Raw genomic sequence first — 20654 nt, forward strand, 5'->3', positions numbered from 1 at the left:
CGGCGCTCTCTTCGGCGGATGTTAAACTATAAGTTACGATTGCGACAGTTTGAGCTGAGCTTCGTACCATTCCCATCCCGTACCCACATGATCCGGCCGGTGGGAATCCGATCCGTATATACACGACACTCCGCTGCGTAAACATTCCTGCAAAAACCATTCCGGCACATAAGGTTTGCCGCATGTCGGTACCCTGAGCCCCGCCGTGTTCACATCGATGCCTACCCCGGCGCTGACGAGCTTCGGAACGATCGCCTTCAAACGCCGCTCGATTTGCGCTTCATCCACCTCCGGCAAAACAAGACGGAACTTCTCGATCAAGTTAATATGACCGATTCGCTTGCGCATCGGCAGCTTGGCCGCCCACTCGATAGCGAGCTCTACGTGGTTGTAATACTCCTCCACCACTTTTTCCATCGTACCGTAATAGGACAGCAAGTTTTCCCTGAAGTCGTCCGCTGTAAAATCGATGCAGCTTCTTCCCCCTGCCGAAGGCAAATAATGCACTGAATAAACGACATCCTCCAGCTCGTTATGCCAACGGTCGACGATCCGTTCGGTAAACGGCAGCGCTCCGTGCAAATAATCCAGCTCCAGACCGACCGTTACTTCCAGCTTGCCTTCGTATTTCCGCTTCATCGCTTGCGCATAGGCCATATACGCAGGCAGCTCGCTCTCCGGCATCGCCAGTTCCTTCATCAGTTGGGCACTGTCTACCCACCCTTCGGGCAGCGGCGGGTGTTCGCTGATCGTATAACGTTCGAATCCCAATTCGGCTGCACGGTCCAGATACAACTCCTGGTCGTCGCTGCTGCCATGGTAACAAAATTTAGTATGCGTATGCCCGTCCCACTTATATACAGTCATGCGGCCACAACCTTTCAGTTTGTTTCAGTAAAATCATGAGGCGCCTTCGATCCCCATTATTTTACCACTTCAAGGCGTAACATGGCACCTGATAAAAATGATTTGCCGGCACTGTGCATCCACATATGGCCCCGTTAATGACTCTCAGGTTACACGCTCATCGGTTCGACCGCAATTTGCTCCGCCAAGCTCCGGACATCGCTGACGTCGATCCAGCCGGCGCGTCTTTGCAGCGCGTTGGCAGAGCCGGCTGCGGCGGCCAGCCGCAGACACTCTTCCGGTGCCCGGCCTTCGGCAAGGGCAACGGCAAATCCGGCCGTGAAGGCATCGCCGCTGCCGACGGTGTTGACCGCGCTAATGCGTGGCACACGGATGCGGTACAGGCGGTTGTCCCACAAGGCCACCGCGCCGTCCGCGCCCAGCGAAACGATCACGCAGGCGATGCCTGCCGCCGCAAGCCGGGCAAGCTGCTGCCTGCATTCGCTGCCGCCGGCGTCAAGCGGGCCGCCAAGCAGTACCGCCGCTTCGTCTTCGTTGGGCTTGATCATAAACGGCGCGGCGGTGATGCCGCGGACCAGCGCTTCGCCGCTGGCGTCCAGCAGCACCGTAGCGCCCGCCTGCCGCGCGATCGCGACAAGCTCCGCGTACGACTCCACAGGCACGCCGGCCGGCATGCTGCCGCTGAAGCAAAGGACGCGGGAGCGCCCGGCGAGCTGCTTCACGGTCATCTTTAATTGCTCATATTGCTCCTGCGGCACCGTCGGACCAGGCTCCAGCAGCTCGGTCGACGTCCCCGCTTCTTCGTCCATAATGTTAAGACAAAGCCTGGATTCGCCTTCAACGTGCACAAAATCGTGAGCGATTCCCAATTTCGCCAGCTCGCTTTCGATAAAACGGCCGTTGCTGCCGCCGGCAAATCCGGATGCGGTCACTTGCGCTCCCAGTAGCGAAGCAACACGTGCGACATTGATCCCTTTGCCTCCGGCGTCGGCAATCATGCCGGAAACTCTTGTCACTTTCCCAAGCGGAAAGCGGGGAACATAATAAGTTTTATCGATCGCCGCGTTCATCGTCACGGTTGTGATTATGCTCATCTTAAGCCCGCCCCTTATTTGCCTGCGTCTTTGGCTTTGCCGATGCTGCCGAGCATCGTCATCTTGGCAATCGCTGCTTCTTTGACCGCTTTCTTCGCGGGAACCATATATTTACGCGGATCGTTTTCATCCGGATTTTGCGCAAAAATGCTCTTGATGGCATCCGAGAAAACGATGCGAATTTCGGTTGCGATGTTCATCTTGGCCATACCCAGCGATACGCAGCGTTTCACCTGCTCTTCGGGAATACCGGATCCGCCGTGCAGCACAAGCGGCACGTCAACCTTCGATGCGATCAAACCGATACGGTCGAAATCGATGTTCGGCTCGCCTTTGTACATACCGTGTGCAGTACCGATCGCTGGAGCGAGTGTCGGCACGCCCGTCAGCTCGACAAACCGCGCGCACTCGTCGGGATCGGCCATCAGCGCGTCATGCTCGGCCACGACGATATCGTCTTCCACGCCGCCAACTTTGCCCAGCTCGGCTTCAATGTTCACTCCCGCAGCCCGCGCCACTTCGACGACCTTCTGCGTCAGACGGACATTCTCGGCGAACGGATGCATCGAAGCGTCGATCATCACCGACGTGTATCCGGCGCGGATACAGCGCACGATCAAATCGAAATCGGTGCAATGATCCAGATGCAGCGCAATCGGCACGCTGGCCAGATTGGCCGCGACATTCGCGGCAGCAACGATATATTCGGGTCCCAAATGCTTAACCGTACCGACAGTGGTTTGCAAAATTAACGGCGATTGCGTTTCCTCGGCCGCTTCCACGACCGCTTGCAGCATTTCCAGCGTGTGCACGTTAAAAGCGCCTACTCCGTACTTATGAGCTCTTGCCGCCGCCAGCAGCGGCGTTGACGAAACGAGTGGCATAATAGTTCCTCCTCATGCTGAATAAATGAAATGGGTAGATAGCTGTTGTTGTATGTCAGGCAAAATTCGTCAAACGTTCCGCAGTTTCGTTTACATCAAGGGGCAGTGAGCGCTACACCCGCGAGCGGGCGTACAACGCGCTGCCGACGACACCGGCATCCTCGAGCCGGTGCGCCACCGAAATCGTCAGTCCTTCCATATACATCGGGTGCACGGTCCGCTCAAGCTCCTCGCGCATCGGTCCGAACAGCCGGTCCCCGGCTTTCGCCGCTCCGCCGCCGATGACAAGCACATCCGGGCTCGTCAAGGAAATTGCCGGCGCGAGCCCGCGTGCGAGCATCGTACCCGTGTGGCTCATGATGCGCTGGGCAAGTGGGTCGCCCGCATCGTAAGCGCGCGTGACATCCGCCGCCGTGAGCCCTGACGTGTCGGCCGAGAACCACTCGCCCAGCACGCTTGGCTCGCCTTCGGCCAACGCTTCTCTGGCCTGCCGCGCGATGCCGTTGGCGCAAGCGATCGTCTCCAGGCAGCCGGTCAGCCCGCAAACGCATTTGTAAGGGATGCCCGGCATCCCGAAATGCCCCAGCTCGCCGGCCCGGAAGCCGCTGCCGTAATGCAGCTCGCCATTAAATACGGATGCCGCGGCGATGCCTGTTCCAAGCGTGATGCCAAGCACGTAACGGTGGTTTTTGCCGGCCCCCGCTACCGCTTCGCCATAGATGTACATTCGCACGTCATTGTTGATATAGACGGGCAACCCCAAATGACGGCTCAGCTCATCCGCCAGCGGTATATTGTCCCAGCCGAGATTAACCGCCTTAACGGCGATTCCCCGCTCGTGATCGACAAAACCCGGCACGCCGACTCCCACAGCCGCGCAGCTCACTTCCGGCACTGTGGCCATCAGCTGGCGCACCGCTTCCGCCACCCGCGACGTTACGTGCTGAAAGCCGCCTTGCGCTTCCGTCGCCAGCTTGGCCATGCCCAGCACATCGCCGTTCTCGCTTACGATGCCGCATACCACATTGGTGCCGCCGATATCGATTCCTACATATCCGATCATGTCCTCACCCCATCTGTAAGATCGGCAGTCAGCAGCCGTCTTTTCCGTTAAAGCACGTGTTCAAAAAGCCGGCTTCTCAGCACCGGGACGTTATCCCCTTGTTTGGTCTGCACCCGCCACATGCACAGGGACGCCCAATCTGCCCAGCATATCCGCTACGGATCCGCCTACCGGCGCGTCCGTGATGCAAGCGCTGACGGTGGAAAGCGGGGCGGCGCTGAACAGCGAGGTACGTCCCACCTTCGTGCGGTCGAACACAGCGATCGTTTGAATCGAACGTTTGATCATCAGCCGCGCGATGTCCGCTTCTTGCTCCGAAAACGTCGTCAGCCCGTGCTCGGCGGTAATTCCGTCGACACCCATAAACATCTTGCCGATGTTCAGCGAATCCACGATTTTCTCTGCGAGCGGTCCGCACAGCTCAAAGCTGTTGGAACGCATCACGCCGCCGGTCAGCACGATTTGTACGCCGCTGTCGGCGAGCTCCATCGCGATGTTAACCGCATTCGTCACCACCGTAATATGCCGGTGGCGCTTCAAGTGCCGCGCGATCAGAAACGTCGTTGTTCCGCCGGTCAGCCCGACGATATCGCCGGGTTCGACCATCGAAGCCGCCTTCTCGGCGATCGCTTCTTTTTCCAGCAGCAGCAATTCCCGCTTCTCATTGAAGGGCAGCTCGATGCTTACCGTATCAAGCCGCACCCCGCCAAGACTGCGGAACAAGCCGCCTTTTTTCACAAGCAAATCCAGATCCCGCCGGGCAGTCGCTTCCGAGCAATGGAACGTATCGATGATTTCCTGGACCGTAATCTTCCCTTGGCGCTTGATTTCCTGCATGATGGCTTCGCGCCGCTTATCGCCCTTGGACAATTCATCTGCGCCCATAACCTTCAGCCTCCTGCTTTAAATTTTCACGACTTGGGTCAAATTTTTCGGCGAATCCGGATCGACATTTTTATGCAGCGCCGTATAAAAACCGAGATATTGCAGCGCCGGCAAATAAAGCACGCTTCTCGCTTCGTCGGATACGTCTTCCGCTCCGATCTCAAACACCGCGTTGGCAAACGCCGTATCTTCCCCCGCCTTGGCCGTGATCAGCAGCACAAACGCGCCGTATTCCTGCATCTCCTGCGCCACTTTAAGCTCATATGCGCGCGCTTGCTCGGATACAAGTAAACATACCAGCGTACCCGGGTCAACTACGGATTTCGGGCCATGGCGGAATTCCAGCGTGCCGTGGCTTTCCGTCCAAACATAAGACATTTCCTTTATTTTCAGGCTGGCTTCAAGGCCAAGTCCGACATAAGCACCCATTCCGAGGTAAATATATTTATTAAAGGAACCTTGGTCCACGATAGGTTTGATAAACGCATCGGCTGCTTTGACAACGCCGCCGTCCAAGTTCATCACCCGCTCCAATTCGCCGGACAGTTCGCCATTGTGAGCCGCCAGTGCGATTGCCGCCTGCATCATAAAGGTCATGCTGCTGAGCGATTTGGTCATGACGGTGCTTGTTTCTTTGCCTAACGGAGAAATCAAACATTCGGCCAGCTTCGCCATCGTGCTGTCTTCGTAGCAAGAAATGCCGGCGATTGTCCAATTCGGCAGGGAGTGAACCGATTCCAGCGCCAGAATTACTTCGGTCGACTCGCCGGATCGGGAAACGCCGATGACCAGCACTTTTTTGCCGGCAGGTACGGCTTGTTCACGGAACAAATAAATTTCGCTTGAAGGATGCGCCGTGGCGCTGCGTCCCGTCCATTTGCGGAATGTAGCGGCCATCGTAAGAGCCTGGTAATAAGATGAGCCCGAACCGATAAAAATAACTTCATCAAATTGCGGATTTGCTAAGTAACGATCGATCCAATCCTGCTGATTGTCAAGTTGTGTCCAAGCAGCCTGCAGCGCTTCCGCTTGGGCTGAAATTTCCGGATAAGTAAACTGTCCGAATGTCGTCATAGTCCAAAACACCTCTCCAGTCCGTAATATGTATTTAGTTTACCGCAATATTTTTAAAGTTTCAATCATAATTTTGATTTTTTATTTCAAAAATATGATTTTTATTGCATCCTGCTCATCTGTTATCTAACAAGCCGGCAATAATTATGCTATAGTTACCCTATATCATGTACAATTCATTGAGCGATTATGGAGAGGTGTTTATAAGATGGGTGTGAAATTCGGAAGAGAGTACGCCGACATTATTGATGAAATGACCGAAGCCGTCGTACAGATAGAAGATATTTACAGTTTCTTCGAAATGCCGGAGCAGGATTGGCAGGAGATGAATGCAGAGGAACAACGCGAGTGCATCCGCACGATGGCTGACGATTTGTTCTACGGTCTGGGGGCTGACCCGGTAATGGAGATCGGTTCGGGGATGGTCAGCTACGACAAGTCCAAACATATTCTTAAAGTCGCTCAGGATGATAAAGTCATCAGCATCATTCGGCTTACTTAATCTCCGGGTACGTACGTATGGTCAAAACGGGGATTTGGGTCGTTATGCTGCTGTTTTACCCGCTGTTTCTCAAGCTTATCCACATCCATGATCTGCGTGTCGTGCCGCTTGTCGTTCCTTATGCGGTGGGCTGTCTGGCCGTCGTCATTATCGTTTCCGAGATTGTCGAATACGTGGTCAAAAAATTCCGGACTTAATCCAACAAGGAAAAACCCCTTCACACTGTGAGGGGGTTATTTTTATCTAATCAAATCAGCTGCGCCGATCGACTTGCGGAACTCCGACGGCGAGCTGCCTTTCAACCGTTTGAATGTATTGCTGAAATAAGAGATATCCGCATAGCCGAGCCGGCCCGCGATTTCCGATATGCGCAGCGACGTATGGGTCAATAGCTGTTCCGCTTCGTCCATCCGCATCTGCAGCACATATTCGACAAAGGTCTGATGCATCCGCTGCTTGAACAGCTGGCTTAAGTAACTTGGATTCAAATGAACCGCAGCGGCGGCTTCCGTCAATGTAATATCACCCGGCAAACGTTCGCGGATGAGGCGGATCACCTGCTCGACCGGAGACATTTCGTGAACGTCTTTGACTCTGCTGGCGGTTGGCGCCGTTTCTGAAGCCGCCTTCATTTTCATCCATTTTTCAAGACATTTTGTCATGTCCTCCGCCTCGACCGGCTTCAGTAGGTAATCGAAGACGCCTGCCCGCAGCGCGTGCTGAACATAGGCAAAATCGTCGTGACCGCTGATCATGACCACCGCTTCCTGGCCTCCGCGTTCGCGAAGCCGATCCACAAACGTAAGTCCGTCCATCACGGGCATCCGGATGTCTGCCATAATAAGATCAACCTTGTTCCCGCTCAGCCAGTCCAGCGCTTCCAGTCCGTTCGCGCATTCCCCTGCGACCTGAAACGGCAAGCCGGTTCGTTCGACCGTCCGTTTGATCGCGGTGCGCACCCATCGTTCATCTTCTATTAACAAAACCGAATGCATCGTTCCCCTCCTTCTTATGCTCATGGTGCGGCAAGCGGTAAGCTGATCCGGCGAGTAGCGCGTTGCTAGCGAAAACGCGGCTTTTACGCATCGCATTACTTTCATCATAAACAGTAGGCTGAGTTTTTTCCAGTCTGCCCCCTCTATCGGACATGAGCGCCGCAATTTAAACAATATCAGAGGTTTGCCAAATGCAATGGACACCAGAGTCCTTATTTTGCCTATCACCTGTGGTTTCCCTGACTTTTTGAGCGAATAAGCGCGGCTCTGTCCGTTAAAAATGATAACCTTCACTTTTTTGCCAAATAAGCGCGCCGCTGTCCGTTAGCGTTGGGCCGTGACGATTCGTATGTGATAGGTCTTCAGAGTGTTCCGCATCGTTCTGCTAGTATGAATTCGATGAAAAGAGTCGGACACCTCGCCCGAATCTTTAATGACCACCAGCTTATTCTCATAGATGTGAGGCAATTGAAATGAACTGTTAAAAAAGAGGGCTTCACCAAAAGCGAGGCCACTGAAAAAGTGAAAGCTCCGTGAGCGTATCATGCTTACGATCACCCATTGTCCGCGAATTTCTTGAATTGACCTGCTTGCCGCAGGTGAAATTCGGGGACAAAAGTGATCGCCGGCACTTCTCCAGCATGATTTCGCTCACTTAAGCTGCTTTTTCAGCGGCCTCAACTAAAAGCCCCTCCTCTTTAGATTACCTATATGCGATTGATTATTTTCTTGCTTTGTCGATAGCCTCAAGCACATCCTTGAATTCCGCACGGTACTTGTCGATGGCCGGTTTAACGGCGTCCTGCCAAGGCTTCACATCTTTGACTTCCGTAATCGTAACGCCGGCAGCGCGGATTTTCTCTTCGGATTTCTTCTCGAATTTCTTCCATTCGTCGCGTTGGTATTGAACGGAATCAAGCGCCGCTTGCTTGACGATTTTCTTGTCTTCGTCAGACAATTTATCGAAAGCGGCCTTGCTCATCATCAACAGCTCAGGCACACGCTGGTGGCCGTCCAAAATCATATTTTTGGCAACGCTGTAGTGGTTGGACGTATCGAAACTTGGCCAGTTGTTCTCGGCCGCATCGATAACGCCGGTTTGCAGTGCGCTGAACACGTCGCCGTACGGCATTGGCGTAGCGCTTGCGCCCAGCGATTCGACTAGGTCGATGTTGATTTTATTTTGAATGACGCGGATTTTTTGGCCTTTGATATCGGCAACGGATTTAACCGGCTTGCGGCTGTAGAAATGACGTGCCCCGGAATCGTAATAGGCGAGGCCGATCAGTTTGGAACCGGACATTCCGTCAAGCAGCTTGTTGCCGTCCGCACTGTTCAGGAATTTCCACTCATGTTCTTCGCTGTCGAAGATGTACGGTAAGCTGAATACGCCCATCGGTTTGTTGAAGTCTGCAACAGCGCCGCTGCTGACGCGGGTAAATTCGATGGCGCCAAGCTGTACTTGTTCAACGACGGCCTTCTCTTCACCCAATTGGGAAGATGGATACACGTCGATTTTGATGCGGCCGTTTGTTTTTTGGCTGACCAATTCGGCAAACTTCTTGTCGCCCATGACCGTCGGATAATCCGGAGGATGCGTATCGGCAAGACGGAACGTCAGACTCGGCTTCTTATCTTCCGGTTTGGCCGCTGTTCCGGCCGCCGGCTGGCTGCCCGCACCGCCGGCACTGCTTGCGCCACCGCTGCTCGGTTTGCTGTTTCCTGCGCTTCCGCATCCCGCCAACATCATACTTGCAAGAACTACTGTCGCAACCGCTCCGGTCATTAATTTTTTCATCGTGGTCTTCTCCCCTTATCAATCATGATTGTTACTCGAAATTTAGTATAGTTGAAAGCGCATTCAGATCATACATGAGCCATTTTATGATTATTTGTAATTTTTTTAGCCCGCTATTTGCCGTTAATCATATGTGGCAGCCACAGCGTAATTTCCGGAACGTACGTCAATATAAGCAGTACACCGCACATCGCGAAGAAAAACGGCCATGACGCCTTGGTCGCCTGATCGACCGAAACCCGCCCTATCGCGCATCCGACGAATAGGACCGTCCCGACGGGAGGCGTTATGAGCCCAATACCGCAGTTCAAAATCATGATAATGCCGAAGTGGACCGGATCGACGCCAAGCGCTACAACAACAGGAAGCAAAATCGGCGTCATGATGAGGATCATCGGAGCCATATCCATCGGGAAGCCGAGAATCAGCAGCAGAACGTTAATCAGCAGCAAAATGATGTACGGATTGCTGGAGATGCCCAAGAACATCTCGGTAACCAAAGCCGGAATTTTCAAGTAAGCCAGAATCCAACCAAACGCGTCGGAAGCCGCGATCAAAAACAACACCATCGCCACCGTGCGGAACGTCCGTTTGAGGATCATGTACATGCCGCTGAGCGGCACATCGCGGTATACAAAGAAGGTAAGGATAAACGCATACGCGCAAGCCATTGCGCCCGATTCCGTCGCCGTAAACCAGCCGCTTAATATCCCGCCAAGGATGATTACGCCCGTCAAAAGCGACAAGAAGCCGTCGCGCACGATTTTCGGAACGTCGGCCCATTTGACCGGATCCCCCTTCGGGTAGTTGCGCTTAACCGCAATGAAATACGAAATCGCCATCAAGGTGAACAACAAGCAAAGTCCCGGTACGATACCGCCTAGAAACAAGCTGGAGATGGACACGCCGCCGGCTGCGATCGAGAACAACACCAGGTTGTGGCTGGGCGGTACGACAACGCCTTGAATCGCCGCCGAAGTGGTTACGGCTACCGCATAATCTGCGGAATACCCTTTTTTCTTCATCGCCGGAATCAAAACGGAACCGATGGACGAAACGTCCGCTACCGCCGAACCGGATATGTTGCCAAAAAACATACACGCCACACAGTTAACCATCGCCAGACCGCCGCGGACGGCCCCGACAAACAGCTGCGCAAAATTGACCAGCCGTACGGCCATGCCCCCGGCGCTCATAATTTGACCGGCCAAAATAAAAAACGGAATCGTGAGCAGCGGGAAAGAGTTGATTCCTTGAATCATCCGCTGTCCTACGACAACCCAAGGAACGTCCAGATACATCAGCGTAAGCAGCGTCGACCCGGCAAGTGTAATCGAAATCGGAAACCTCAGAACAATAAGAGCGATAAAGCTGGCGACAAGAATCAATATAGCCATCGTATTCATTACTCGGACACCTCCTCTATGCCGTGATGCCTGATGGTGTCAATGCCGATGAACTGCAGGAAGGAATATACGCAGATCATCACGCCGGTAAGCGGCATGACGGCATACAATACGCTGTTGGGCATTTGGGTGGCCGGAAGTGTCGATTCGTTCATCAGCACGGTGAAATCCCATCCGTTGACGACCAGATACAGTCCGAACAAAAAAATGCAGATATTGATGACTTTGTCCAGCACTCGGTTGACGATCTTCGGGAAAAACTTGGTCACACTGTCCATCGCCATGTGCAATTTCTCCCGGAAGCCGATGGCGATGCCCATAAATGAAAACCAGACCATCAGCAGCAAAGTGATTTCCTCCGACCAAAAAAATACGTGATTGAACAGCTTTCGGGTAATGACTTGTATCGTGACGATAATGGTCATCGACGCCAACGCCACAAGCGCAAAATTTTCGAAAAAGCTGTCGATCAGCAAAGCGATCCGTTTTAACGTTTTCAATCGTTGTCCCCCTTTTGTGTGGTAACATGCAGTGTTTTCGGCTCGTAACTCATTGTAAAGGCTTTCATTGCGTTTGATAACGCCCGGGGTTTTAGATTTATTTGTAATTTTTTTAGGAAAAAGCAAACAGCCTTCTTTTCACATTCCCGGGGGAAAGTGGAAAGAAGGCTATAGACTGTTGACGACGCTTATTATGTGCATAACAGACACGCTCTGCCTCAGCCTTTTACAGAACCGACCATTGCACCTTGAACAAAATATTTCTGCACGAACGGATACAGCACAAGCACCGGAAGAATGGCGACATATACCGTCGCATATTTAATATTCAAGCTCATGACGGCGAGCTCCTCCGCTCCCGCGCTTGTCGTTTGCGAGGCCATATCTCCGGCAATAACGATATTTCGGAGTATAATTTGCATCGGATACAGATTTTTCTCGTTTAAGTAAATCAGCGCCGGGAAAAAGCTGTTCCAATGGGCTACCGCATAGAAAAGGAACATGGTGGCCATAACCGGCAGCGAAAGCGGCAGCACCACCCGCACGAGGATACGGAATTCGCCCGCCCCGTCCACTGTTGCCGATTCATGCAGAGAGTCCGGGATATTTTCAAAAAACGTCCGCATTAAGATCATGTTAAACACGTTAATCGCCGTCGGAATCAATATCGCCCAAACGGTATTTACCATGTGCAGCGAATGAACGACCATATAACGCGGAATCAGACCGCTATCGAAGAACATCGTAAAGATGACGAATAATGAAATCAATCCCCGACCGTACAGATGCCCTCGGGATAATGGATACGCGCAAAGTGCGGTCATAATCAGGTTAATCACGACACCGGCGGATGTATAAAACAAGGTATTGGCATATGAACGCAAAATAGCCGGATCTTTCATAATCACATCGTAAGCTTGCAGATTCAGACCTTTCGGAAGGAAGTAGACTTCCCCTCGGTTAACGGCATCGCCGGCGCTGATCGACACGATCCCCATGTAGTAAAGCGGGTAAATCGTAACGATGACCAGAAGCAGCATGAACAGCACATTGCATATATCGAATATGCGCCCGCCATCGAGAATGCGTCTTTTGTACATGATGGGGTCTCCTTCTAGAACAACCTTGTTCCGTTGATTTTCTTGGATATCATATTTGCCGAGATGACCATGATAAACGCGATGATCGACTGGAAGATACCGACTGCAGAAGCAAAGCTGAAGTCGCTGTCGATCAAGCCACGGCGATAAATGTACGTCTGGATGACGTCAGCGGTATCGTAGGTCGGACCGCTGTAAAGCAATATAACTTTCTCAAAGCCGACCGTCATCATTTTTCCGAGCGTCAGGAGCAACATAATCGTGACCACGGTAGATATGCCGGGCAATGTAATATGCAGCATTTTGTTCCAGCGATTCGCGCCGTCAACCGTAGCGGCTTCGTACAGCTGGGGATCGATGGAGGTGAGCGCAGCTAAGAAAATAATCGAGTTCCAACCCATGTTTTGCCATATTTCCGAGCCGACAAAAATAGTTCGGAACCATTCGGGCAAGGACATAAATGTTTTTGGCGTACCGCCTAACCATTTGATCAGGCCATTGATTAAACCGTCGGTGGATAAAAAGTTGACCAGCATCCCGGCTACTACAACCGTGGATAAGAAATGCGGGACGTACGTAACTGTCTGCAAAAAGCGCTTGAAAAACTGAACCCGAAGCTCGTTAAGCAATAAGGCAAAAATAATCGAAGACGGAAAAAAGAAAATCAGCGAATATAAGTTAATCAGCAGCGTGTTGCGGACAACTTGCCAAAAATAAGAATCGAACAAAAACTGATTGAAATATTTGAAGCCTACCCAAGGGCTGTCAAAAAAACCTCTTACGATCGAATAATCTTGAAAAGCCATCAAATTGCCGACCATCGGAGCGTAATGAAAAATAACAAAATAAATAAAAGGCAGAGCAAAAATCAAATACAAAGGAATACTTCTAGTGAATTTTTTCCTGGCTCCTGAAGCCGATACCATACCAAGACCTTCCCTTCTTTAGAAGAAGGGGAACGGGACTTTGCCTGTTCCCCTTTTTCCGCTGATTATTTTACACGAGCCAATGCGTCGTTATAAATTTTTTCAAGCTGGTCGGAGCCTTGTTTTTTCAGTTCAGCTACGAAGCCGTCCCAATCTTTGGCAAGCGCGCCGTCTGTCATAATAAATTTGTCCATGTTCCGAGTGAGGTACGAATCCAGCTGCGATCTGAGCTGCTTCAGCTTCTCACGCTCTTCTTTGGTGAACGGAGGGTCGCTTACGAAGCGTACGCTTTCGCCGGCTTTTTCCATCTCATTCGATTTTTTCTCCCACTCAAGCGATTGTTGGGTAGCAAACGTATTGCCAAGACGCGTATCTTCCAGCACCGCAAAGCCGAGGTAACCTAAGCCAAATGCGGAAGACAACGAATAGTTCGGCGTTTTGTCGTCTTTATATTTGTTATAAAGCGCATCCGCCATCTTGTATTCTCCGTTGGTCAGCGTGTAATGCTCGCCTTGCAGACCAAAGCTGGTCAAATTCGAACCTTCGTCCGAATACAGCCAATCCATAAATTCAATGACTTTCTCCGGATTTTTTACTTTCGCATTCAACACATACGATTCGGAAAGATGACCTTTGGCATAAATCAGGTTGCGTTTTGTGCCGTTAGGCGCCGACAATGTCGGAATCAGGTCAAACTTCGCTTTAGGATCGGATTTTTGCAATGCGATATTAAACTGGTTGGCGAAACCATTGTTGTCTTGGAAATAGAACGCTTTGTTCGCGCTCAGTTTCTCCTGCCAAATTTGCGATGTTGCCGTAGCATAATCGGGATCAAGCAGCTTCTCTTTGTACAACTTGTTCAGCCAAGCGACGGCATCTTTAAACTCGGGGGAATTCGGGCCGAATTTATATTTCTTTTCCTTTGGCTCATAATACACTTTGGATCCGTTAAACGTGGTGTAACCGCTGCCAAAAGCAAAAGTAATTGGATTCAGCAAGTTTTCCGTACCGGTCAAGCCATTGGCTGCACGAGCCGTAAACGGATAAGATTCGGGATTAGCCGCCTTGATCTTTTTGAATACTTCATACAGTTCGTCATACGTCGAAGGCACCTTGGCGCCTACCTTTTCCACTGTATCGACACGCAGCATAGCCAGCTGACCGCCGGAGCCGGCGTAACTTGCAGCCAGAGGGAAGCCGTACAATTTGCCGTCAATTTTGTTTTTGCTGATGTCCGGCTGCTGTTCGATGACCTTCTTCAAATTCGGCATCTTGTCCAAATAAGGTGTCAGATCAAGGAAAATACCCGTATCCGCATAGTTCTGGATATCGTCTTGCTTAACAAGCATGACATCCGGTGTTGTATTTGTGGCGATCAGCGTTTTCTTTTTGTCGTCATAGTTGCTTTGCGGGACGTTTTGCATAGTCAGCTTGACGTTTTTTCTCTTTTGAAATTCCTTAAGCGCCAACGAATCATTAATAATCGCCTGCGAAGGATGCTCGTATCTCATCCATGTAAGCTCGAGGGGCGCAGCCGGTGCTGCCGGTGCTGCCGCTCCTCCGGACGCAGCAGGCGCTGCCGTTGAATTTGGTTTGGTGTCGGCCGGTTTGGCCGCAGGCGTTCCGCCTCCGCATGCAGCGAGCAAGCTCGCAGGCAGCAATACGGCACAGCCTGTCATAATGACCCTCGTTTTTAAGTTAGCTTTCTTATGCATATTGAACCTCCCTAAAAATGTTTGTTGTCCTGCACAATCAACACTAACATCATCTCGAATCACATAACATATCCATTGCAGCGCTTCATGTTCCGAATTTCCATATGCGGCGCGATGATTCAAATTTCCACCATGCGCTAAAAAGTCTACTTTGCTTCATTTTGCTTGCGCGCTATGGAAGTCCGGTAGTCCATCGGCGAAATTCCCTCGTATTTTTTGAATATCCGCAAGAAGGTGGTGCGGCTTAAAATGCCGATCCGCTCGGACACTTCGCTGATTTTCAGATCGGTCTCCGCAAGCAGTTCCTTGGCTTTGGCCATCCGCACCAGACTGATATAATCCGTGATGCTTGTTCCGGTCGTTTCTTTGAACAGACGTGAAACATATTTCGGCGACAAGCCGATTTCGTCGGCGATATGTTCCAGGTAAATGTTTTCGGCATAATGATTTTCGATATAACCTGTGATCAGCGTGATGACCGCACCGGCTTTCGGTTCCGATTTGACCGTTGTTTCGGCGACGATGCGTTCGTAAAACTTCAGCAACCGCTCGATCCGTTCGCGGAACTCGCCCGGTGACATGTTCCGGCTCGCCAGAATGGCGTATTGGTCTTCCGTCAGCAGCGTATGCAGCGGGATTTGCCGCTCATGAATGTAACGGATGCCCGTATTCATCAGTTCGGCCAGCAGAGCACCCAAATACACGTAGGAAACGCCCCTGTTCATATTAAACTGGACCAAACCCTCCACTTCGGTACGAAGCGTCTCCATGTTGCCGGTTTTAAAGCCGTTGGCGATTTTATTCTCATCCAGAAAGGAATAAAAATACGTTTGTTCAATAACAAAATCTGCAGCGTCGGCAATCGTCACATCGGAATGCCCCGTGCCTTGCACAATAGCCGTGATCGCGTCGCTGTACGATTTGGCGATATCGCCGATTTTCGAATAGATTTTGCCAAGTCCAATTTTCAGCTCGCAGTAGATCATATCGTACTCAAAGGTGCTCTTGATGTTGTCGAGCGCCTGATTCAGCTGCTGCCGCTCCTCTTCTTGCTTCAGGTTCATGATGCACACATACAGATTCGGGTCCAGCTCCAGCACATAACAGGACACATGCCGCTGCATGAGACCCCACAGCACATTTTTCATCTTCTCCTGAATCAGGAGGCGGTCACCTTCCGACAGTTCGTGAAAAAAGCGATTTTTATAGTCAAACATAAAGCAGCAGCAGGAGTAATAACTGCCGTCAAAGCCAAGTTTGCCCAATATCCGGGTTGGTATTTCCTGCTGTACCCACGGATGCGCTTTAATCAGATTAGTGAAAAACTGATCGAGCAGCTCGCTCGAGTACTGATTTAGCGTCAGCGCAGCGTTCCGGTTTTGCTCGACCAATTGGTGGATCCTGCTGCGGATCATCTTGAATTCATCGCCGCTGCGCAGCTCGTTGTGCACCTCGATTTCCTTCTCTTCGCGGATTAGAACATCTTTAATGTTTTTGATCGGATTGTACAGATTGACGCTGAATAAAAACGAAAACAAAATGCCGATGATGACAAGGCTGAGACAAATCCAGAATACGACGTTCAAAATGCCGGATGATTCCCCGCTGAATGCCGACACCGGGGTTACCGAATAATAGTCCCATCCGAAAGAACCGGACGGCGCATGCACGATCAGTACTTCGGTATTGTTCAGCTTCGCCAATTGAATGTTCTGAGCTCCGGGAAACAGTCCGCTGACATGCCCAAGTGATTCCTCATCCCATTTGCCGCTGTTTAAGATCACTTTTCGTTTGCTGTCCATAATGAAATAAGAAGTCGAAGGATACAGCGAGTTGTTGTTCAAAGATGAAGAAATGGCAGGTACAGACAAACTGGTCACCATCGTGGCGAGTTTGCCGTTCACATATTGAGTTGAAACGCTGGGAATGACCATTTGACCGTGCGAGCCATAAAACTGCTCTACCTTGGTGGGGCGCAGCAATTCGAAAAAGCTGCTGCTGCCGAGGCGTTGTTTCCAATAGTCTTTGTTGTAATCATTTAAGGAGTAAAATTGATCAAAAAACGTATTGAAGTTAAACAACCCTTCGCTGGAGTATACCCGATCGGTATCGATATACAAAAATATATGATCGATAAACGAGCTGATGGTGTTGCGGTTCTGCACAATCGCTCTAACGATCAGCGGCAGATTGACTTTTTCCGCATCGGTCAGCTGCGAGTAAGGTTTCAGATGCTGCTGTACGATATCACTTAAAAATAAATTGTTGTTTGTGGATTGCGCCATTTCCAAATATATGTCAACCGTGCGGGAGGAAAACTTCAAATTGGCGGCCAGCTTTTGCGACACGTCGTTTTTGACGATCTGGTCTTCGTTCAGATACGAAGTGAGACCAATGATAATAATCGGGATTAACAGCGAGAGAAAATACATCAGAATTTTTTGAAATAATTTATTTTTTATCACTTGCATAAGTTCTCAACCCCTGACTGTTTCTACACGAACAAGCGCACATCTTGGAGCAGAACCACAACATTTAGTAAACGCTTTCATTCGTGATGTATACTAAGAAAAAACGTATTTTCTACTTCTACTATAACACACTCGGCTTAAAGCAAATAGCCCTCCCGTTCGCTTCCCGGCAGGAAAGCGTAAAGAGAAGGCTAAATTTTTTGTAAAGTGGGACGATGAACCCGTAGGGCTTTAATTCCCAAGTGTTATCGAACCGATCAAGCCTTTCAGCTTGTCCGCCGAACGCTGCAGCAGTTCCTGCTCGTCAGCCGACAGCTTCAGCTGCAGCACTTCTCTTACGCCTTGGCGGTCAACAATGCAAGGCACGCCGAGATATACGTCGGAGATGCCGTGGTAATTCTCAAGCAAGGTCGATACGTTCAGAACGGCCCCTTCGTCGTGAAGAATCGCCGTACATATTCTGTCCAGCGCCAGCGCGATGGCATAATAAGTGGCGCCTTTGGCGTTGATGATCTGGTAAGCCGCGTCGCGGGTATTGGCGTAAATATCCGCCTTAATTTCTTCGCTAAGCGCAAGCTCCGTGCCGGCTACGTTGGCGAGGCTCCACACCGGCAGCTCGGAATCCCCGTGCTCCCCGATAATATGAGCATGAACGCTGCGCGGGTCGATATTCAGCTCGCTGCCGATCAAATAGCGGAATCTGGCGCTGTCCAGCAGCGTGCCCGACCCGATGACGCGGTTCACCGGCCAGCCTGACTTTTTCAAGGAGAAATAACTCATAATATCGACTGGGTTGGAGGCAATCAGCAAAATACCGGTGCTGTTGTGCTTCAACACCTCTGTAATGATGCTGTCCAAAATGGAAACGTTCCGTTTCAGCAGATCGGTACGGGTTTCCCCTTCCTTCTGCGCGGCTCCGGCCGTAATGATGATAATATCGGCATCGCGGCAATCCTCGTATGTGCCCGCCCACAGCTTAGCTCCGCCAAGAAACGGCATGCCGTGGTTCATGTCCAGCGCATCCCCTGCGGCCTTGTGCTGGTTAGAGTCAATCAGCACCAGCTCGTCCACCCGGTTTCTAAGCAGCAGCGTATAAGCGGTTGTCGAGCCAACTGCCCCTGCTCCGATAATGACAATTCTTGTTTTGCTCATATTTGTTTCCCCCATCATCTTCTATCCGGAAAAAAACGGAAATCTCTGTTTTTGGCTTCATTCGGCAATTCTAATTGTAAAGCATTAAAGCATCTTGCGAAAGTGAGGGAAATCACTCGAAAAGTTATCTCGGGCGAACAAACCAAATAGCCCTCTCCTCCCGCTTCCCGGCAGGAAAGCGTGAAAAGAAGGCTAATTTTCTGCGACACGTTTGTACTGTTGTGTCAGATTTATGATGTGGTTTGGAATACATCCTGTCCCTCGGAGCTTGTGTTATACTTATTTTATCCAAGCCACAAAGGGGGATTAACCATGAAATGGAACGAAATCACCAAAATTTATCCGAATCGGCTTGTGTTGGTTGAGGCTCTTAAAGCCACCTCCCAAAACCGGATTCGAACCATTGAAGAAATGTCCGTGGTGAACGAATATAAGGACTCCAAGGAAGCTTGGGAAGGGTACAAACAGTATCACAAAGAAGACCCAGCGCGGGAGCTTTATATCTTCCATACTAGCCGTGAGATCGTTGAAGTGGTTGAAGAGTTCTTTTCCGGGATGAGACAACACTAATGCAGATTCGAATCATTCATGGGTTGCCAATTGTTTCTTTATCCATCGAATACAATAATTATACCGTTGAATTAACCAATGTGCTGTTTGATACAGGTTGTGCCGCTACAATTTTTGATACAGATGTCCTGGCAGTTGCAGGGTTGTATCCCGACTTCATTAACGGAACCGTGAAGCGAATGTATGGAATAGGTGAAACCAGCGAGGCTTGTTACGAGCAATTAGTTAACAATATCAGGATTGATTCCATAAGCTTACCTTCGTTTTGTTTACAGCTCGGTTCAATACAGGATCCTTATGGATTTGATGGCATTATTGGGATTGATTATATGCTAAGAACCGGACTGAAGATAGATTTCGAAACGATGCAGATAAGGTATGCTACACCATAAAGCGGCAGCCGTGCGAACCTCATCTTGAAGCTTCATGACCGCACCTCACTTTCATCCACGGATCTTTCCGCAAATGGATAACGCATTCCAAGTTTCCGGTATGGTAAACAATATTACCCGGCTCAACTTTAAAAAACGCCTTGTTTGCGTCCTTCGCGTTAATGACTCGAATCGGCTCCACTTCCGTTACGATTTTCTTATCCTCTTGCTCGATATAACCACGCACCGATAGCAAAATATACTGGTCAGGGAACAACTCTCTAACCTGTTGCCATTTCATCAGCCATCCCTCCATTATTCTGAACGGATAATAAGCATTGAATTGAACACGGTATGCTTAAGTATTCTATGGTTCATTTTACCATTAACGGATGGCGTTCAGTATGCATAATGAGGGCAATTTCCTTGACGCATGTTCCCCCAAAAAAACCAATAGCCCTCTCCTCCCGCTTCCCGTCAGGAAAGCGTGAAAAGAAGGCTAATTTTCTGCGACACGTTTGTACTGTTGTGTCAGATTTGAAGCTCCCCGAGCTTTATCAGCTCTACAACCGCTTGCGAACGGCCCTTCACGTTCAACTTCTGCATCACATTGGAAATATGGTTACGCACAGTCTTTTCGCTGATGAACAACTGCTGTGCAATATCCTTGGTCGTTTTGTCTTGGACCAACAGTTCAAAGACCTCGCGTTCACGGTTTGTTAATAGAAATTTACTTTTATGATCGCTGCCCTTCAATGGAGTCACCCCTCCTTGCCCGGGTTTTGTATGTTACAAGGTGTAGGGATACAGTCAAAAATATAGTATGAGAAAGTAGCTCCATTGGTGCGAAAGACAGCGCCGTTGCAAAAAAATAGGCGGATTCCCCGGCTACTCCCGCAGCCAAGCTTTCATCGCCGCCTTGCTCATCGGCCCTTGAGTCCGGTCGCGAACCAGCCCGGAGGCATCGATCCAATACGACGTTGGGTACGCCATAACTCGGTACGCGCCGCCGGCCGCTGTTCATCACAGACAAGCTAACCATCGCTTCGAATTTTTCCGAAACGACCGGCTCCTTGGGATAGACCTGCTCTTAGGCATTTCCTTATCAAATAGATTTCCGAATGCGCCGAAGAAAAGGCAGTTACTTTAACAACATTTTCGTAATCTGCATCCTCTCTTTAATTCGTTCGCTTGTCAACTTGTCTATAAAATAAACAACTCATCGCTTGGTACTTCGATTGAGCATATGTCAATGAATGTGCTACGCAGCAGCTCCAATTC

Annotated in this window: 21 protein-coding genes; 4 read left to right on the forward strand and 17 right to left on the reverse strand. The window is 50.5% G+C overall.

The genetic code is table 11. The annotated features are described in order from the left end of the window. Nucleotides 1–33: 33 nt before the first annotated feature. The 6 genes from hisJ to EYB31_RS01580 form a co-directional block, all read right to left on the reverse strand. Nucleotides 34–867, reverse strand: a complete 834-nt coding sequence (hisJ, locus tag EYB31_RS01555; RefSeq protein WP_131011498.1) for a histidinol-phosphatase HisJ — start codon at nucleotides 865–867, stop codon at nucleotides 34–36. Between the two features lie 149 nt (nucleotides 868–1016). Further along, the gene (gene pfkB / locus EYB31_RS01560) at nucleotides 1017–1961 is read right to left on the reverse strand and encodes a 1-phosphofructokinase (RefSeq protein ID WP_240761995.1); all 945 of its coding nucleotides are present in this window, start codon (nucleotides 1959–1961) and stop codon (nucleotides 1017–1019) included. 14 nt (nucleotides 1962–1975) lie between these two features. Then, nucleotides 1976–2845, reverse strand: a complete 870-nt coding sequence (locus EYB31_RS01565) for a class II fructose-bisphosphate aldolase (protein ID WP_170318200.1) — start codon at nucleotides 2843–2845, stop codon at nucleotides 1976–1978. Nucleotides 2846–2957: 112 nt separating this feature from the next. Beyond that, the gene (locus tag EYB31_RS01570; RefSeq protein ID WP_131011500.1) at nucleotides 2958–3908 is read right to left on the reverse strand and encodes an ROK family protein; all 951 of its coding nucleotides are present in this window, start codon (nucleotides 3906–3908) and stop codon (nucleotides 2958–2960) included. Nucleotides 3909–3998: 90 nt separating this feature from the next. Further along, nucleotides 3999–4793: a DeoR/GlpR family DNA-binding transcription regulator gene (locus tag EYB31_RS01575; RefSeq protein WP_131011501.1), complete on the reverse strand. Its 795-nt coding sequence runs from the start codon at nucleotides 4791–4793 to the stop codon at nucleotides 3999–4001. Between the two features lie 18 nt (nucleotides 4794–4811). Next, complete coding sequence (locus tag EYB31_RS01580; RefSeq protein ID WP_131011502.1) at nucleotides 4812–5867, reverse strand: SIS domain-containing protein; 1056 nt, start codon at nucleotides 5865–5867, stop codon at nucleotides 4812–4814. A 208-nt stretch (nucleotides 5868–6075) separates the two neighbouring features. Here EYB31_RS01580 and EYB31_RS01585 point away from each other — a divergent pair, with 208 nt between their 5' ends. Together EYB31_RS01585 and EYB31_RS01590 are read left to right on the forward strand one after the other, a co-directional pair. Further along, the gene (locus EYB31_RS01585; RefSeq protein ID WP_131011503.1) at nucleotides 6076–6369 is read left to right on the forward strand and encodes a hypothetical protein; all 294 of its coding nucleotides are present in this window, start codon (nucleotides 6076–6078) and stop codon (nucleotides 6367–6369) included. A gap of 17 nt (nucleotides 6370–6386) precedes the next feature. After that, nucleotides 6387–6566: a hypothetical protein gene (locus EYB31_RS01590; protein ID WP_131011504.1), complete on the forward strand. Its 180-nt coding sequence runs from the start codon at nucleotides 6387–6389 to the stop codon at nucleotides 6564–6566. Between the two features lie 42 nt (nucleotides 6567–6608). On the opposite strand, the gene EYB31_RS01595 is transcribed toward EYB31_RS01590, so the two are convergent. The 9 genes from EYB31_RS01595 to EYB31_RS01635 form a co-directional block, all read right to left on the reverse strand. After that, nucleotides 6609–7364 carry a response regulator transcription factor gene (locus EYB31_RS01595; RefSeq protein WP_131011505.1) on the reverse strand — a complete coding sequence of 252 codons (756 nt, stop codon included), beginning with the start codon at nucleotides 7362–7364 and terminating at the stop codon, nucleotides 6609–6611. Between the two features lie 721 nt (nucleotides 7365–8085). Beyond that, entirely contained in the window at nucleotides 8086–9162 is a 1077-nt protein-coding gene (locus EYB31_RS01600; protein WP_206105417.1) for a TRAP transporter substrate-binding protein, read from the reverse strand. 113 nt (nucleotides 9163–9275) lie between these two features. Beyond that, on the reverse strand, nucleotides 9276–10568 hold the full coding sequence (locus tag EYB31_RS01605; RefSeq protein ID WP_338119890.1) for a TRAP transporter large permease: 1293 nt from the start codon (nucleotides 10566–10568) through the stop codon (nucleotides 9276–9278). Further along, a complete protein-coding gene (locus EYB31_RS01610) occupies nucleotides 10568–11068 on the reverse strand; it encodes a TRAP transporter small permease (protein ID WP_131011506.1) in 501 nt (166 codons plus the stop codon). Before EYB31_RS01610 ends, EYB31_RS01605 begins: the two co-directional genes overlap by 1 nt. A 218-nt stretch (nucleotides 11069–11286) precedes the next feature. After that, on the reverse strand, nucleotides 11287–12168 hold the full coding sequence (locus EYB31_RS01615; protein WP_131011507.1) for a carbohydrate ABC transporter permease: 882 nt from the start codon (nucleotides 12166–12168) through the stop codon (nucleotides 11287–11289). 14 nt (nucleotides 12169–12182) lie between these two features. Beyond that, a complete protein-coding gene (locus tag EYB31_RS01620) occupies nucleotides 12183–13094 on the reverse strand; it encodes an ABC transporter permease (protein WP_131011508.1) in 912 nt (303 codons plus the stop codon). Between the two features lie 65 nt (nucleotides 13095–13159). Continuing rightward, nucleotides 13160–14809, reverse strand: coding sequence for an extracellular solute-binding protein (locus EYB31_RS01625; protein WP_131011509.1), 1650 nt, complete (start codon nucleotides 14807–14809; stop codon nucleotides 13160–13162). A 146-nt stretch (nucleotides 14810–14955) separates the two neighbouring features. After that, on the reverse strand, nucleotides 14956–17280 hold the full coding sequence (locus tag EYB31_RS01630) for a helix-turn-helix domain-containing protein (RefSeq protein ID WP_131011510.1): 2325 nt from the start codon (nucleotides 17278–17280) through the stop codon (nucleotides 14956–14958). A 231-nt stretch (nucleotides 17281–17511) separates the two neighbouring features. Further along, on the reverse strand, nucleotides 17512–18432 hold the full coding sequence (locus EYB31_RS01635; protein ID WP_131011511.1) for an L-lactate dehydrogenase: 921 nt from the start codon (nucleotides 18430–18432) through the stop codon (nucleotides 17512–17514). A gap of 312 nt (nucleotides 18433–18744) precedes the next feature. Here EYB31_RS01635 and EYB31_RS01640 point away from each other — a divergent pair, with 312 nt between their 5' ends. Together EYB31_RS01640 and EYB31_RS01645 are read left to right on the forward strand one after the other, a co-directional pair. Then, nucleotides 18745–19002: a hypothetical protein gene (locus EYB31_RS01640; RefSeq protein ID WP_131011512.1), complete on the forward strand. Its 258-nt coding sequence runs from the start codon at nucleotides 18745–18747 to the stop codon at nucleotides 19000–19002. Next, on the forward strand, nucleotides 19002–19394 hold the full coding sequence (locus EYB31_RS01645; protein ID WP_131011513.1) for a pepsin/retropepsin-like aspartic protease family protein: 393 nt from the start codon (nucleotides 19002–19004) through the stop codon (nucleotides 19392–19394). The genes EYB31_RS01640 and EYB31_RS01645 overlap by 1 nt, the downstream gene beginning before the upstream one ends. A gap of 19 nt (nucleotides 19395–19413) precedes the next feature. On the opposite strand, the gene EYB31_RS01650 is transcribed toward EYB31_RS01645, so the two are convergent. Continuing rightward, nucleotides 19414–19674, reverse strand: a complete 261-nt coding sequence (locus EYB31_RS01650; RefSeq protein WP_131011514.1) for a hypothetical protein — start codon at nucleotides 19672–19674, stop codon at nucleotides 19414–19416. Nucleotides 19675–19904: 230 nt separating this feature from the next. Beyond that, nucleotides 19905–20129 carry a helix-turn-helix domain-containing protein gene (locus EYB31_RS01655; protein WP_010493958.1) on the reverse strand — a complete coding sequence of 75 codons (225 nt, stop codon included), beginning with the start codon at nucleotides 20127–20129 and terminating at the stop codon, nucleotides 19905–19907. Between the last annotated feature and the right edge of the window lie 525 nt (nucleotides 20130–20654).

The organism is Paenibacillus thalictri (assembly GCF_004307995.1).
GTDB classification, from domain to species: domain Bacteria; phylum Bacillota; class Bacilli; order Paenibacillales; family NBRC-103111; genus Paenibacillus_AF; species Paenibacillus_AF thalictri.